We start from the raw sequence: 14866 nt of genomic DNA, 5'->3' as shown, positions 1-14866 counted from the left end.
TTTCCCGGAGGCGGTGGTGAACTCGTCGTCCGCAGATGCTGGTGAACCTGTAGCCCGGCTAAGCGCAGCGCGAGCCGGGAATCAGGTAGGGAACCGTGCGTTACTTGAACCCGACGATCGGGTGCGGTTTATACGGCGTCTCCAGCTTTTCAATCTGCTCCGGCTTCAGCGTTAAATCGACCGCATGCAGCAGCTCATCCAGCTGCTCCTGCCTTGAGGCGCCGATAATCGGCGCGGCAACGCCCGGTTTACTCAATAGCCAGGCCAGCGCGACCTGGGCGCGGTTGGCATCAAGTTCTTCCGCGACTTCAGCCAGGTTTGTCGCAATCTGTTCATCATTCTCATCCATGGCGTTGTAGAGCGATTTACCGACTTCATCTGATACCAGACGGGCGGTAGTTTCCCCCCACGGACGCGTCAGGCGGCCACGCGCCAGTGGGCTCCACGGCATCACCGCGACGCCTTCACGACTGCACAGCGGCAGCATCTCTTTTTCTTCTTCACGATAAATCAGATTGTAGTGATCCTGCATGGTGACGAAGCGGACCCAGTTATTCTGCGTCTGCAACGCCAGCGCTTGGGCAAACTGGCGGGCATGCATCGACGATGCGCCGATATAGCGGGCTTTACCCGCCTTGACGACGTCGTTTAGCGCTTCGAGGGTTTCTTCAATGGGCGTGGTGTAATCCCAACGATGGATCTGCAGCAGATCGACATACTCCATGCCGAGGCGACGCAGGCTGTCGTCGATGGAACGCAGGATCTGCGCGCGCGACAGCCCCTGCGGCAGATCGCCCACCTGATGGTAAACCTTGGTGGCGACGATAACGGAATCGCGTCGAGCGTATTCGCGCAGCGCGCGCCCGAGGATCTCTTCGCTGCTGCCGTCAGAGTAATTATTAGAGGTGTCGAAGAAGTTAATGCCGCCTTCGAGAGCGTATTTTATCAGCGGACGGCTACTCTCTTCCGGTAAGGTCCATGCATGGTTACCGCGGTCCGGTTCGCCAAAGGTCATGCAGCCGAGACAGAGTCGGGAAACGCGGAGATCGGTATCGCCAAGAGGGATGTAGTGCATAGTGCGCTCCTGCTACGGGTAAAGGGTATCCTTTAAGCATAGCAGGAGCGGTGACGGCAATTATGCCAGCCAGGCGTGGATTTTGGCTTCGATGCCGGCGGCGTCCAGGCCGAGGTCGGCATGCGCTTCTTCCTGGGTTCCCTGCGGGATGAAGAAATCAGGCAGGCCGAGATTCAGCACTGGAACCGCGCGGCGGCGCGACATCAGCAGCTCGTTTACGCCGCTGCCGGCACCGCCCATAATGGCGTTCTCTTCCAGGGTGACCAGTACCTCGTGTTCTGCGGCCAGCTGTAGTACCAGCGCTTCATCCAGCGGTTTGGCAAAGCGCATATCCACCAGGGTGGCGTTAAGCTTTTCCGCGACTTTTGCCGCCTGCGGCAGCAGCGTGCCGAAGTTCAGAATCGCGATTTTTTCGCCTTCGCGTTTCACCACGCCTTTACCGATAGGCAGCGAAGCCAGCGGTTCAAACGCCGCGCCGGTACCGGAGCCGCGCGGATAGCGCACCGCGCTCGGGCCGTCGTTGTAGTGATAACCGGTATACAGCATCTGGCGGCATTCGTTCTCGTCGCTCGGGGTCATGATAACCATATCCGGGATGCAGCGCAGGAAGGAGATATCAAACGCGCCCTGGTGAGTTTGCCCATCTGCGCCGACAATACCCGCGCGGTCGATAGCGAACAGCACCGGCAGCTTCTGGATGGCGACATCGTGAATCACCTGGTCATAGGCGCGCTGCAGGAAGGTGGAGTAAATCGCCACCACCGGCTTATAGCCGCCAATTGCCAGCCCGGCGGCAAAGGTCACCGCGTGCTGCTCGGCAATAGCCACGTCGAAATACTGGTCGGGATATTTTTTTGAGAACTCGACCATCCCCGAACCTTCGCGCATCGCTGGCGTAACGGCCATCAGCTTGTCATCTTTCGCGGCGGTTTCGCACAGCCAGTCGCCAAAGATTTTCGAGTAAGAGGGCAGGCCGCCGCTGCTTTTCGGCAACACGCCGCTGGTGTGATCGAATTTCGGCACCGCGTGGAAGGTGATCGGGTCTTTTTCGGCGGGCTCATAGCCGCGGCCTTTTTTAGTCATAATATGCAGGAACTGCGGCCCTTTCAGGTCGCGCATATTCTTCAGTGTATTAACCAGACCGATAACGTCATGACCGTCCACCGGCCCAATATAGTTAAAGCCCAGCTCTTCAAACAGCGTTCCCGGGACGACCATCCCTTTGATATGTTCCTCGGTGCGTTTGAGCAGCTCTTTAATCGGCGGAACGCCGGAGAAGACCTTTTTACCACCTTCGCGCAGCGTGGAGTAGAGCTTGCCGGAAAGCAACTGAGCCAGATGATTGTTTAGCGCGCCAACGTTCTCGGAGATCGACATTTCATTGTCGTTGAGTACCACCAGCAGGTCGGGTTTAATATCGCCAGCGTGGTTCATTGCTTCAAACGCCATTCCCGCGGTTATCGCTCCATCGCCAATCACGCAGACCGCGCGGCGCTGCTTATCTTCTTTGGCAGCGGCGATGGCTATCCCGATGCCGGCGGAGATGGAAGTAGACGAGTGGCCGACGCTCAGGACGTCATACTCGCTTTCTCCGCGCCACGGGAAGGGGTGCAGCCCGCCTTTCTGGCGGATGGTGCCGATCCGATCGCGGCGTCCGGTCAGAATTTTATGCGGGTAAGCCTGGTGGCCGACGTCCCAGATTAGGCGATCGAAAGGGGTGTTATAGACGTAGTGCAGCGCCACGGTCAGTTCTACCGTGCCGAGGCCGGAGGCAAAGTGCCCACTGGAACGGCTGACGCTGTCCAGCAGGTAACGCCGCAGTTCGTCGCACAGTTTCGGCAGGCTATCTTTCGGCAACAAACGCAACTCCTGGGTGGAATCCACCAGCGCCAGGGTCGGGTATTTGGCAATATCAAAACTCATCAGAGACTCATTTATTGTTTATTTATCACGCTGAATTATGTAATTCGCGAGCGCTTCCAGTGCCGTGGTATCCAGAGATTGCGCGGCCAGCTCAGTTAACGACCGGCGGGCATCGGTAATCAGGTCATGGGCCTTTTTCCGGGCTTGCTCAAGTCCCAGAAGGGCGGGGTAGGTACTTTTGCCCAGCTGCTGGTCGGCTCCCTGACGTTTGCCAAGGGTGGCAGTATCCCCTACCACGTCGAGAATGTCATCCTGGACCTGGAAGGCGAGACCGATATTTTCGGCGTATCGATCGAGAGCGGGTAGCGCCTTACGCCCGGCTTCACCTGCGCTCAGCGCGCCCATTCGTACCGCGGCGCGAATTAATGCGCCGGTTTTATGGCGATGAATACGCTCCAGCGACGCCAGGTCAACCTGATGGCCTTCCGCTTCCAGATCCAGCGCCTGACCGCCGCACATGCCAGCGATGCCGCTGGCCTGCGCCAGTTCGGAAATCATCGCCAGGCGATCGCGATCCGGCACTTCAGCCATGGGCGCATCGCTTAGTATAGAAAACGCCAGCGTTTGTAGAGCGTCTCCGGCAAGAATTGCGTTCGCTTCGCCGAATTTAATATGGCAGGTCGGCTGGCCGCGGCGTAAATCGTCATCGTCCATCGCCGGGAGGTCGTCGTGCATCAGCGAATAAGCATGAATGCATTCAACGGCGGCGGCAGGGGCGTCCAGCGTAGCGCGGCTGACGCCAAACATGTCGCCGGTGGCGTAAACCAGGAACGGGCGCAGGCGTTTGCCGCCTAATAATGCGCCATACTGCATGGCTTCAACCAGCGGAGTGTTCTGAAAAGGCTGCGGGGCGATAAAACGGCGCAGCGCTTGGTTAGCCTGCTCAACGCACGCCTGTAGCTGTTGCGGGAAGTCCATTTATTCAGCGTCCGGCGTGAAAGGAGTAAGCGGCGCGTCTTCGCTATCCGCCAGTAGAATTTGTACGCGCTGCTCGGCCTGCTGCAGCTTTGCCTGCCCCTGGCGCGCCAGCTGGATCCCGCGCTCAAATTCGCCGAGCGCTTCTTCTAACGGCAGCGCGCCGCTTTCCAGACGATTAACTATTTGCTCCAGCTCGCCCAGGGCGGTTTCGAAGCTGGCCGGGGCCTCATTTTTCTTTGGCATAGTGAATATAGACTCTTGTAATGTCTCGATGGCTATCAATATGGTAACGAAGTCGCGCGGTTAATCAAATAACGCGCAATGCCAGGTGAAAAGCGCCCAATAGTGGTATACTCCGCGCCCTGGATGCAGACGCCGGTTGCGCCTGTACAACTTTTTATGCTTAAAGCCCCGTCGGGCTTGCCAACGAATAGTGTCGCCATGAAGTTTATCATTAAATTGTTCCCGGAAATCACCATCAAAAGCCAATCTGTGCGATTGCGCTTCATTAAAATTTTAACCGGGAACATTCGTAACGTTCTCAAAAACTACGATGAGACGCTTGCCGTCGTTCGTCACTGGGATCATATCGAGGTCCGGGCGAAGGATGAAAATCAGCGTCCGGCCATTCGTGACGCCCTGACCCGTATCCCGGGTATCCACCATATACTGGAAGTCGAAGACGTTCCTTATACTTCCCTGCACGATATTTTCGAGCAGACGCTGCCGCTGTGGCGTGAAGCGCTGGAAGGTAAAACATTCTGCGTGCGCGTTAAGCGTCGCGGTAAGCATGAGTTTACCTCAATCGAAGTGGAGCGCTACGTCGGCGGCGGCTTGAACCAGCATATTGAAACGGCGCGCGTAAAGCTGACCGACCCCGATGTGACGGTCAACCTCGAGATCGAAAACGATCGTCTGCTGCTGGTGAAAGGGCGCTACGAAGGTATCGGTGGTTTCCCTATCGGCACCCAGGAAGACGTGCTGTCGCTGATTTCCGGCGGTTTCGACTCCGGCGTCTCCAGCTATATGCTGATGCGCCGCGGCTGCCGCGTGCATTACTGCTTCTTTAACCTCGGCGGCGCTGCCCATGAAATCGGCGTGCGTCAGGTTGCGCACTATCTGTGGAACCGCTTCGGCAGCTCGCACCGCGTGCGCTTCGTGGCGATTAACTTCGAGCCGGTGGTGGGCGAGATCCTTGAGAAAGTCGACGACGGTCAGATGGGCGTGGTGCTTAAGCGCATGATGGTGCGCGCGGCGTCAAAAGTCGCCGAACGCTACGGCGTGCAGGCGCTGGTTACCGGCGAAGCGCTGGGACAGGTCTCCAGCCAGACGCTAACCAACCTGCGCCTGATCGACAACGTCTCGGATACGCTGATTCTGCGTCCGCTGATTTCGCACGATAAAGAGCACATTATTGACCTCGCGCGTGAAATAGGCACTGAAGATTTTGCCCGCACCATGCCGGAATACTGCGGCGTTATCTCGAAGAGCCCGACCGTGAAAGCGGTGAAGGCGAAGATCGAGGCGGAAGAAGAGCACTTCGATTTCAGCATTCTTGATAAAGTGGTGGCGGAAGCGAGCAATATTGATATCCGCGATATCGCTCAGCAGACCGAGCAGGACGTGGTGGAAGTGGAAACCGTTAGCGGTTTTGGCCCTAACGACGTGATCCTCGATATCCGTTCTATCGACGAGCAGGACGATAAGCCGCTGAAGGTGGAGGGCGTGGACGTCGTTTCGCTTCCTTTCTATAAGCTGAGCACCAAATTTGGCGATCTCGACCAGAGTAAAACCTGGCTGCTGTGGTGCGAACGCGGGGTGATGAGCCGCCTGCAGGCGCTGTATCTGCGCGAGCAGGGCTTTGAAAATGTGAAGGTTTATCGCCCCTAGTTTCTCAGGAGCAAGGCGCAATCATCAAAAACGGCAACCCAGGATTGCCGTTTTGCGTTTATTCGTAGTAGTTATAAATACCGGCCGCCATCACCAGTTGGGAGGCGACTTCATGCGCTTTTTCGCGTCCAACCAGCAGATCGATCATCTTGAGGGCGAAATCAATAGAGGTTCCCGGCCCCTGACTGGTGAGCAGCTTAACGCGAGCATCCCAGACGACGCGCTTATCCTGCCACTGCTCGGCGGGGATTTGCTCTTTCAGGGCCGGAAACCCGGTCATATTGCCAATGGGGAAGAGGTTATGCGGTACCAGCACGGTCGCCGCCGCGGCGCAAATAGCCGCTACGATGCGCCCGGAAAGATGAAACTGGCGTACTGTTTCAACCAGCAGCGGGCTGTCGCGAAAGTACTCCGCGCCTTTAATGCCGCCGGGCAGAACAAGGATATCGAAATCGCCGTCGGCCACTTCCACCAGCGGCGCATCGGCCAGCAGCTTAACGCCGCGTGAGCAGACGATAGTCAGGCTGCCATCGCCGGCGACGCTGGCGGTGGTGACCTTTATCCCGCCGCGAACGAGTAAATCAATGGTGGTGACCGCTTCGGTCTCTTCGCTACCAGGGGCGAGGCAAATCAGTGCCGACGCGCTCATATTCATTCTCCTTACGCTTTACCAGTTCAAACAGGCGGGTATTCTCAGGTACGGCGATACCGTGGGCTCGGGCGCGTTTTAACAGATAACCGGTGATATAGTCGATTTCCGTATGGCGCTGGGCGAGAATATCCTGCAGCATAGAGGAGGTATTTTCTGCCGTACTTTCAATAACCTGATGTACATAGAATAGCAGGTTTTCCGGTGAGGTATGCATCCCCTCGCGATCCATCACCGCCGCAACTTCATAACAAATCGCGGCGACCTCCTGCGGGTATTCGCGTAAATCGCCGTTCTGACAGTTTTTTAACGCCGTCAGCGGGTTAATGACACAGTTTACCGCCAGCTTGCTCCAGGTCGCGGGGTAGATATTGTTATGCCAGGCGACGTCGGGCAGCACGCCCTGCAGTACATCGGCGAGATAGCTATAATCCTCAGGATAGGCTTTCGCCGGGCCAATATGGCTGGTGCCGTTGGCGACGTGGACGATCACGTTGCCGTCGCGGCGGGCCGCCTGCGTTGTCGAAGCCAGCAGCAGCGGCTGCTTGAGGGTCTTAAGCTCGTCAACGGTACCCATACCGTTGTGCATGAGCAGAACAGGTACTGACGACGGCAGAATGGCGCTCAGGTTTTTTACCGCGTTAGAGACCTGCCAGGCTTTGAGGGTGACCAGCAGCAGGTCGCTGCTGGCGAGAAAATCAGGATCGTTAGCGGTAAAAGATTCATTAAACACGCTGCCGTCGGTTTCAATCACATTGACACTACAGAATGGCTGTGGGACGCGTAACCAGCCCTGGACTTCATGTCCGTGTTTGAACAGCGCAGTTAGCCATAACTGTCCCAGTGCACCGCATCCGAGTACGGTTACTTTCATTATTCCTCCTCACCTGTGAGTGCTGCATCAGGTGCTCATGGCTAAAGTATAGCGTTATCAGTTATCCTTTCGGGATAACAAGTTGAGTTATGTCGCGTTGCGGGTATTATGCAACGCAAAAGAAACGGAAGGAGAGGAAAAGATGCCATCTTTCGATATTGTCTCTGAAGTCGATCTTCAGGAAGTTCGAAACGCCGTAGAGAACGCGACCCGTGAAGTTGAATCGCGTTTTGATTTTCGTAACGTCGAAGCGAGCTTTGAGCTGAACGAAAAAAACGAGACCATCAAGGTCCTCAGCGAGTCTGATTTCCAGATTAACCAACTGCTGGATATTCTGCGCGCTAAGCTGCTGAAACGCGGAATCGAAGGCAGTTCTATTGAGGTGCCGGATGAGTTCGTGCACAGCGGTAAAACCTGGTTTGTCGATGCGAAGCTGAAGCAGGGCATTGAAAGCGCGACGCAGAAAAAAATCGTCAAGCTGATTAAAGACAGCAAGTTGAAAGTACAGGCGCAGATCCAGGGCGAAGAGATTCGCGTCACCGGTAAGTCTCGCGACGACCTGCAGGCGGTTATGGCGCTGGTGCGCGGCGGTGATTTAGGTCAGCCGTTTCAGTTCAAGAATTTCCGCGATTAAAATAGTCCCGTCTGTCGGCCGGGCACGGCGTTAGCCGCCGCCCGGCAGGACACAAAGCTCTGCTCAGAGCCGTTTTTGCCTGCCTGAGCAAAGATGCTCGCTTTTATATCCCTTTAATCACCTGCTCAATCTCAAAGCGGTTGGTGATCTTGCTATCGATTTTGATATACACCGAACGCTCTTCAGCGATCACCAGAGCTTCTTTTACGCCCTCTTTAGCCTGTAAACGTTTCTCTAGCATTTTGTCCGCGGCGATATCCTCCGGGATTTCGACCCGCAGGCTGCTAACGTACGGCGGCTCGCTCATGGTGCTGGCCACCAGCAGCCACAGCATCGCCAGCAGGGCGCCGAGCAGGAAGACGGTTTGCGAATCAAAAAAGCCATCCACCCAGCCGCCGAGCGCTCCGCCGATGGCCACGCCGAGGAACTGACTGGTAGAATAAATTCCCATCGCAGTGCCTTTATAGCCGGCCGGTGATTCTTTGCTGATTAACGACGGCAGCAGCGCTTCCAGCAGGTTAAACGCGAGAAAAAATAGCTGAACGCCGGCAACCAGTTCCCAGAAATAGCCTCCGGCGCCCCAAAGTACGATTTCAGCAATCAGCAGGATGGCGACGCACAACAGGAAGACGCGTTTCATTTTGCGCTTCACTTCGGCGTAGATAATAAATGGTACCACCGCCACAAATGAGACCAACATGGTGACCAGATAGATTTTCCAGTGCTCGGCGGCGGGGAAACCGGCGGCTTCCAGCTGTCCCGGCAGGGCGACAAAAGTCGACATCAGCATGATATGCAGGCACATAATACCGAAATTGAGCTTCAGTAGTTTTGGCTCAGCAAGGACTTTGCTGAAGCAGCCTTTCACCATGCCAGACTCGCGGTTCAGCACGTGATTCTGGCTGTTTGGCACTACCCACAGCGTTAGCAGGATCCCGAGCGTCGCCAGGAAGGCGATCATCCAGAACAGGGCGTGCAGGCCCAACTGGTGGGTAACAATAGGCCCGAGAACCATTGCAATAGCAAAGGTGATGCCAAAGCTGACGCCGATAAACGCCATGGCTTTAGTGCGGTTCTGCTCGCGGGTTAAATCGGAAAGCAGCGCCATGACCGCGGCGGCAATCGCCCCGGAACCCTGCAGCGCGCGGCCAAGAATAATGCCCCAGATAGAGTCGGAAAGCGCCGCGATAACGCTGCCGATGACGAAGATTAACAGGCCGCCGACGATCAGCGGTTTACGCCCAATGCGGTCGGAAAGCAGTCCGAAAGGAATCTGGAATATCGCCTGGGCCAGCCCGTAAATGCCGATTGCCAGGCCGATAAGGGCCTCACTTGCGCCCTGTAACGCCATGCCGTAAGTGGTCAGAACCGGCAGAACCATAAACATGCCGAGCATGCGCAAAGAGAATACGGTCCCCAAACCCCAGGTCGCGCGCAGTTCGCCTGGCGTCATTTTATTATCGTTCATTACCACCTCAATATAAAAACTGCGCCTAGTGTAGTGGGGGGAAACAGAAGCGTAAATAAATGTTTGTTTAACAGATATTACGACTGTGTTGCATGATGAGGTGAGTACGGTAGGCAGAAAAAAACCAGTGGAGGAGCCTCCACTGGTGTGCAGAGATTAATGGCAGTTAAAGTCAACCCACTGGCCGCCCGCGTCGGCGGATTTGACACACTGCTCAACCCAGTAAACGCCGTGCAGGCCGGCTTCGACGTCCGGATACCAGAAGGTCTCGAGGAACGCCCGGTCCCCGCGATCCATGGCGTCGATGGCGATGGCGTAGCGGCGATAGAGGTTGGCCCACGCCTCGAACAGCCCTTCAGGGTGACCGCCGCCAATGCGGTCGTCCGCCAGCGCCTGCTGGCTGAGATAGGGCATCCCACGCTCGAGGACGCGGGCCGGTTCGCCCTGTACCTCATAGCTGAGCTGATTTGGACGCTCATCCCACCATTCGATGCTGGCTTTTTCGCCAATGACGCGGACTTTTTGCGAGTGCATTGCGCCGCTGTTGACCGCGCTGGTCCACAGTGAACCAACGGCGCCGTTGTTATATTCCATCAGCACAAAGGCGTTATCTTCCAGCGGCGCGCGGGATTTGACGAAGCTTTGACGCGCACACATCAGGCGGGTGATGCTCAGATTCGGCACCATCGTCTCGGCAATAAATAGCGGGTGGGTCGCCAGATCCCCCAGCACATAGCTAGGGCCGGCATATTTTGGCGTGACCCGCCAGCGGGTGGATTCAGCCTGCAGCTCAACGGCTTCATTATGAAAACCGTGGGCGAACTGCATATTAATAATGCGGATCTCGCCGAGCATCCCTTCCGCTATCATCTGTCGCGCCTGCTGAATCATCTGGTGCCCGGCATAACCGTATGTGACGCCGATAATTTTATTCTGCTTTTTGCTCAGCGCCAGCAGCTCGCGCGCTTCATCGGCGGTGAAGCACAGCGGTTTTTCGCAAATAACGTGCAGTCCGGCTTCAAGCGCCGCTTTAGTGATAGCGAAGTGAGTATTGTTCGGCGTAGTCACCGATACGGCTTCAATGCCGTCAGGGCGTTTGGCCTCCTCCGCGAACAGCGTTTGATAATTGGCATAGCAGCGTTCAGGAGCGATGCCGAGCTGCTCGCCGAATTGACGGCCGCGCTCGGCATCGATATCAAGCGCGCCAGCGAGCAGAGTAAAGACGTTGTCGCGAAGCGCCGCACAGCGGTGGCTGTAGCCAATCTGGCTGGTTCCGCCGCCGCCGACCATGCCCCAGCGCAGGGAGCGGGATAAGGGTTTCATGCCGTTTAACATGATGGTGCACTCCTCAATGATAAAGATACTACGGATTTCAGATGTTCTGCTGTATTCCCGCGCTCGCCGAGCGCGGGCCTGGTTCTAAGGTTTTACATCTCGCCACGCGCTTCGCGTTCTTTCAGGTCATGCATGATCTGCGGGTATTGCTTATCCAGGCGGTAAAACAGCAGGGTGATAATGACGACTATCCACAGGAAGAAAGAACCGTAGAGATAGACGTGGTTAATCATGTCTATAGCGCTTTGCGGCTGAACGCCGGATCCGCTGCTGGAGCTGACGTAACCCGCCATGCTCAGCAGGCCGGAGATAACCGCGGCGGCAATACCTGCACCGAGTTTCGTCCCTACGGAACCGGCGGAGAAGATCATCCCTTCCTGTCTGACGCGCGTTTTCCACTGGCCGAATTCGACGGCATCGCCGCAGAAGCCGAACAGCACGGCATTCAGCGGGGCGAAGCCAATACCGCGAATAATCGCGTTTGCCAGCGCCCAGTGGTAATCATCAGAGTTAAACATAAACAGCACCTGGCCGATGGTCGCCAGCACAATGCCGCAGAGGGCAACGTTGCGTTTACCGTATTTACGGATAGGCACTGAGCTCAGGAAGGTGAAAATAATAATGCACGCGGTTTCGGCAACGAAAATGGAGCTATAGAAGGTATCATCGCCGAGCACGTAGCGGCAGTAGTAAGGCAGGGCGATCCCTACCACGGTGTAGTACACGCTTTGTGCGGTCCACAGGATTGCACTGGCCCAGAAGTACTGGTTACGAAAAAGCGCGGAAAGCTGGGTTTTTACCGGTACGTTTCCCTGTTTCTCTCGCGCTTTGATGACGACCTTCTCTTCGCATTTATAAAAGCAAAACAGCAGCAACAGCAGCGCCAGAAAAGCCCAAATAGACATGGTTTTGATCCACGCCGCCTGATCGTCGCCAAAGTACTTCACCAGCGGCAATGTGCAGGCAACGGCGAGAATACGACCAAAAGGCGACATCGACATTCGGGTGATGCTGAGCATATCCCTTTCCCAGGAGGCGCGGGTCATCATCGCGGAGAGGCTGCCATAGGGGAGGTTGATGGCGGTATAGCACACGGTGGTGCAGAAGTTATAGGCGACCAGCAGATAGAGAAACTGCAGCGTGCCAGTGGTCTGCGGGACGGTGAACAGTAAAATTGCCGATACGGCGTAGGGCACGCTCATCCACAGCAGCCAGGGGCGTGATTTACCCCAGCGAGAGTTCGTGCGTTCCACCATCAGGCCCATGATGACATCGGAAACGCCATCAAACAGACGTGAGATCAGCATCACCAGGCCAACGGTGGCGATGCTGATGCCGACATAGTCGGTATAAAAGAGGGTTAAAACTGTGCCGATCATGCCGAAAACGACGTTACAGGCGGTATCACCGCCGCCGTAAGCGATTCGGGTAGCCCAGCTTAGCTTATCGCCGCGTGCTGCCGCGGGAGAGAGAAGAATCTGCTGTTCACTCATGGTCAATTCCTTTGTCTGGAAGGACAAGTCAGGACCTCTGCGCCAGTTCCACCGGCACGACCTTATCCTGAATATCAGCCAGAACATAAGGAAATATTTATTTCATTTCAATGTTTGTTTGGAATTTAATTTCTGTATATGCGAGGCGGATCGAAAAACCGTAAAAATTGAGCCGTAAATTTTTTGGCTACAGCTATCAAGTCATTCTGATTGATAAGGTTATTAAGTGTTTTTCTGAACGATATTTGATTTGTTTATTGTATGGGTTTCATGATTTTGCGCTGTGGTTTTGTGAAGTGAATCGATACTGCACGGTATTTTCATTTTTCATTATTCATTTAAATGAAATTAATTTTTCTTTTTTGGCAGGCGTGTTTTTGAAACACGCCTGCCTTAGCATCACCGTTTAAAATGTACTTCTGACGGGCGTGGTTGAAGCGGTGGCTTTTGCCGTCGGACCAGCCGCGAAAATACCTTTGGCCGCCAGCCCGACGACGGTAATCGCGGCGGGAATGCCAAGGATCAGGAAAACGCTTTCGAAGCTGATATTCAGCGCCAGCATTTCCGCTCCGGCAAAGGCGCTCAGGATCGCGCCCATGCGGCCAACACCGTGCATCCAGCTGGAGCCGGTAGCCCGCGCTTCGGTAGGATAGTAGCGGGCGGAGAGCGCGTTCATGCCGGTATTGGCGCCGTTTAAGCAGGCTCCGCTGATAAATGCCAGCAGGCAGATGAGCGCAAAGCTTGCCGCGGCATAGCCCATTGCCATCGTAAACAGGCCGCCAACCGCGTAAATCAGTCCGAGAGCCCGATGGGGGTTGATCCGGTCCATCAGCCAGCCTGCAAACAGCGAGCCGATGGTTCCGCCCGCCTGGTACATTGCGGTCATCACCGCCGCCTGGCCGACCGTTAAGCCGACTTCTTTTACCAGCGTCGGTAGCCAGCTACCGAGGAGATAGACCAAAAAAAGCCCCATAAAGTAAACCAGCCAGAGCATCATCGAACCGAAGCGATACTGGCGGGAGAGAACGATGCGCATGGCATTTGCCTGGACGGGCTGGGCCGGTAAGCTGAACTCTGCCTCATCGGGAATTTGTCCCGGATAGAGGCGCTGCATAATCCGCCGAATACGTTCAGCAGGCGCGCGCTTAACTACCAAAAAACGCACCGATTCCGGTAACAGCCAGATCAGGACCGGAGCGAACAGCAGCGGGAGGATCCCGCCAAGCAGCATCAGCGAGTGCCAGCCAAACTGCGGGATCAGCCAGGATGCAGAGAAACCGCCCGCTGCCGCGCCAAAGGTGAAGCCGCAAAAAATAATCGTAATCAGGAACGAGCGTTGACGCTCCGGCGCATACTCTGACACCAGGGTGCCGATATTCGGCATGGCGGCGCCTAACCCCAGCCCGGTCAGAAAACGAAAGACCATCATCTGCTCAATATTTTGTGAAAGGGCGGTGGCGATGGTCCAAAAGCCGAAGAAGAAGACGCTATTGATGATAATTTTCTTCCGTCCCAGCCAGTCGGCGAGGGGGCCGGAGAAAATAGCGCCCAGCGCCAGGCCTATCAGCGCGGCGCTGATGACAAAACCGAGCTCGTGGTTGCTTACTCCCCATTCCTGCTTCAGCGTTGGGGCGATAAATCCCATGATGGCGATATCAAAGCCGTCCAGCGCGATAACGCAGAAGCCTAAGAACACCACCAGCTTCTGAAAGCGGCTGAGCGGATTGGCGTTGATTAACTCCCTGACGTCCAGGCGTTGAGTCTGTGTCATGGGACTCTCCTTATGCGCAAGGGCGCAGGTAGGACTGCGCGGCGTTAAACAGCAGCTGAGCGCGAGCGAGCGCCGGCAGCGCCCCCCGAGCGCCGCTTAGCGGAACCTCGATGGATACCGGTAGCGTGGCCGGAAGCGCTGCCATCAGACCGTGCAGGTCGAGTCCGCCTTCACCGGGCACCTGGCGCGCGGCGCGCGCCTGGTAAATCAACTCTTGCTCGTCAGCGGGGGATTGCGCTAAGGCATCGCAAAGCTGCATATAGTTGAGGCAATTTTGCGGGAGCGTGGCGAGGGTCGAAAGGGATTCGCCTGCCCGCCAGAAGTGAATGGCATCAATTAAAATACCGATATCGCTGCGGCCACTGACGGCGATCAGCGCCTGGACTTCGGCGATGGTGCGCAGGTGGGTCCATGGCATAGGCTCCAGGTTCATGGTTAAACCATACTCCTGGCCGGCTTCGGCCAGTTGGGCGAGATTTTCCGCACTGCGGGCCCGGTTATCATCGTTGCCGGCGACTAAAACCTGCTTCGCGCCAAGGCGCGCGGCGGTATCAAGGAACAGCCTCAATCGGGTATTCAGGGCAAAATCTGGCGTCAGGCGGACAATCTCAACGTCGGAAACGCGAACGCCGGTTGCCATCAGCGCCGCCAGGGTATCGCGAACGGCGGGGGTATCGCCGAGCATGGCGTAATCCGGATCCGACGGGGTTGCGGGAAGCAGGCGCAGGCCAACGTGAGTGAAGCCGGCCTGGGCCGCAATGCGCACCTGTTCCGGTGGTGGGACATCAAGTAGGGTAAGCGCGGCGAGTGACAGGGTTCGCATGTTCATGAAGGAC

At 56.2% G+C, this 14866-nt stretch carries 13 protein-coding genes; 2 read left to right on the top strand and 11 right to left on the bottom strand.

Annotated features, from left to right (window positions below; genetic code table 11):
* Positions 1-100: 100 nt before the first annotated feature.
* The 4 genes from K7H21_RS21880 to xseB are packed head-to-tail and all read right to left on the bottom strand — an operon-like array spanning position 101 to position 4159.
* Entirely contained in the window at positions 101-1075 is a 975-nt protein-coding gene (locus K7H21_RS21880) for an aldo/keto reductase (RefSeq protein ID WP_004129695.1), read from the bottom strand.
* A gap of 60 nt (positions 1076-1135) precedes the next feature.
* On the bottom strand, positions 1136-2998 hold the full coding sequence (gene dxs, locus K7H21_RS21875) for a 1-deoxy-D-xylulose-5-phosphate synthase (protein ID WP_004129698.1): 1863 nt from the start codon (positions 2996-2998) through the stop codon (positions 1136-1138).
* A gap of 18 nt (positions 2999-3016) precedes the next feature.
* A complete protein-coding gene (gene ispA, locus K7H21_RS21870; RefSeq protein ID WP_142446269.1) occupies positions 3017-3916 on the bottom strand; it encodes a (2E,6E)-farnesyl diphosphate synthase in 900 nt (299 codons plus the stop codon).
* On the bottom strand, positions 3917-4159 hold the full coding sequence (gene xseB, locus K7H21_RS21865; RefSeq protein ID WP_004129702.1) for an exodeoxyribonuclease VII small subunit: 243 nt from the start codon (positions 4157-4159) through the stop codon (positions 3917-3919). It lies immediately after the preceding gene.
* A gap of 198 nt (positions 4160-4357) precedes the next feature.
* On the opposite strand from xseB, the gene thiI reads away from it, so the two are divergent.
* Positions 4358-5806, top strand: coding sequence for a tRNA uracil 4-sulfurtransferase ThiI (gene thiI, locus K7H21_RS21860; protein WP_032742058.1), 1449 nt, complete (start codon positions 4358-4360; stop codon positions 5804-5806).
* A 58-nt stretch (positions 5807-5864) separates the two neighbouring features.
* Here thiI and yajL read toward each other — a convergent pair whose 3' ends face one another.
* Both yajL and panE read right to left on the bottom strand, forming a co-directional pair.
* The gene (yajL, locus tag K7H21_RS21855; protein WP_004129704.1) at positions 5865-6455 is read right to left on the bottom strand and encodes a protein deglycase YajL; all 591 of its coding nucleotides are present in this window, start codon (positions 6453-6455) and stop codon (positions 5865-5867) included.
* Positions 6418-7329 (bottom strand): 2-dehydropantoate 2-reductase, encoded by a 912-nt coding sequence (gene panE / locus K7H21_RS21850; RefSeq protein WP_004129706.1) that lies wholly within the window; start codon positions 7327-7329, stop codon positions 6418-6420. Before panE ends, yajL begins: the two co-directional genes overlap by 38 nt.
* A 142-nt stretch (positions 7330-7471) precedes the next feature.
* On the opposite strand from panE, the gene K7H21_RS21845 reads away from it, so the two are divergent.
* Positions 7472-7963 (top strand): YajQ family cyclic di-GMP-binding protein, encoded by a 492-nt coding sequence (locus K7H21_RS21845; protein WP_004129715.1) that lies wholly within the window; start codon positions 7472-7474, stop codon positions 7961-7963.
* 103 nt (positions 7964-8066) lie between these two features.
* Here K7H21_RS21845 and K7H21_RS21840 read toward each other — a convergent pair whose 3' ends face one another.
* From K7H21_RS21840 to K7H21_RS21820, 5 genes are all read right to left on the bottom strand, one after another.
* A complete protein-coding gene (locus K7H21_RS21840; RefSeq protein WP_139529586.1) occupies positions 8067-9431 on the bottom strand; it encodes an MFS transporter in 1365 nt (454 codons plus the stop codon).
* Between the two features lie 156 nt (positions 9432-9587).
* Entirely contained in the window at positions 9588-10766 is a 1179-nt protein-coding gene (locus tag K7H21_RS21835) for a Gfo/Idh/MocA family protein (protein WP_004129761.1), read from the bottom strand.
* Positions 10767-10858: 92 nt separating this feature from the next.
* Complete coding sequence (locus tag K7H21_RS21830) at positions 10859-12259, bottom strand: MFS transporter (RefSeq protein WP_004129763.1); 1401 nt, start codon at positions 12257-12259, stop codon at positions 10859-10861.
* A 406-nt stretch (positions 12260-12665) separates the two neighbouring features.
* On the bottom strand, positions 12666-14030 hold the full coding sequence (locus K7H21_RS21825) for an MFS transporter (RefSeq protein ID WP_112165824.1): 1365 nt from the start codon (positions 14028-14030) through the stop codon (positions 12666-12668).
* Positions 14031-14040: 10 nt separating this feature from the next.
* On the bottom strand, positions 14041-14859 hold the full coding sequence (locus K7H21_RS21820; protein ID WP_112165822.1) for a sugar phosphate isomerase/epimerase family protein: 819 nt from the start codon (positions 14857-14859) through the stop codon (positions 14041-14043).
* Positions 14860-14866 lie beyond the last annotated feature (7 nt).

The sequence above is a fragment of the Klebsiella sp. CTHL.F3a genome (assembly GCF_019890895.1).
In the GTDB taxonomy this organism is placed as follows: domain Bacteria; phylum Pseudomonadota; class Gammaproteobacteria; order Enterobacterales; family Enterobacteriaceae; genus Klebsiella; species Klebsiella grimontii.
This window is presented reverse-complemented; position numbering and strand designations above follow the sequence as displayed.

What these genes read in the sequence shown, in the direction of transcription:
- K7H21_RS21820 (WP_112165822.1), bottom strand. Translation starts at nt 14,859, where the DNA reads ATGAACATGCGAACCCTGTCACTCGCCGCGCTTACCCTACTTGATGTC.
- K7H21_RS21830 (WP_004129763.1), bottom strand. Translation starts at nt 12,259, where the DNA reads ATGAGTGAACAGCAGATTCTTCTCTCTCCCGCGGCAGCACGCGGCGAT.
- thiI (WP_032742058.1), top strand. Translation starts at nt 4,358, where the DNA reads ATGAAGTTTATCATTAAATTGTTCCCGGAAATCACCATCAAAAGCCAA.
- K7H21_RS21845 (WP_004129715.1), top strand. Translation starts at nt 7,472, where the DNA reads ATGCCATCTTTCGATATTGTCTCTGAAGTCGATCTTCAGGAAGTTCGA.
- xseB (WP_004129702.1), bottom strand. Translation starts at nt 4,159, where the DNA reads ATGCCAAAGAAAAATGAGGCCCCGGCCAGCTTCGAAACCGCCCTGGGC.
- dxs (WP_004129698.1), bottom strand. Translation starts at nt 2,998, where the DNA reads ATGAGTTTTGATATTGCCAAATACCCGACCCTGGCGCTGGTGGATTCC.
- panE (WP_004129706.1), bottom strand. Translation starts at nt 7,329, where the DNA reads ATGAAAGTAACCGTACTCGGATGCGGTGCACTGGGACAGTTATGGCTA.
- K7H21_RS21835 (WP_004129761.1), bottom strand. Translation starts at nt 10,766, where the DNA reads ATGTTAAACGGCATGAAACCCTTATCCCGCTCCCTGCGCTGGGGCATG.
- ispA (WP_142446269.1), bottom strand. Translation starts at nt 3,916, where the DNA reads ATGGACTTCCCGCAACAGCTACAGGCGTGCGTTGAGCAGGCTAACCAA.
- K7H21_RS21825 (WP_112165824.1), bottom strand. Translation starts at nt 14,030, where the DNA reads ATGACACAGACTCAACGCCTGGACGTCAGGGAGTTAATCAACGCCAAT.
- yajL (WP_004129704.1), bottom strand. Translation starts at nt 6,455, where the DNA reads ATGAGCGCGTCGGCACTGATTTGCCTCGCCCCTGGTAGCGAAGAGACC.
- K7H21_RS21880 (WP_004129695.1), bottom strand. Translation starts at nt 1,075, where the DNA reads ATGCACTACATCCCTCTTGGCGATACCGATCTCCGCGTTTCCCGACTC.
- K7H21_RS21840 (WP_139529586.1), bottom strand. Translation starts at nt 9,431, where the DNA reads ATGAACGATAATAAAATGACGCCAGGCGAACTGCGCGCGACCTGGGGT.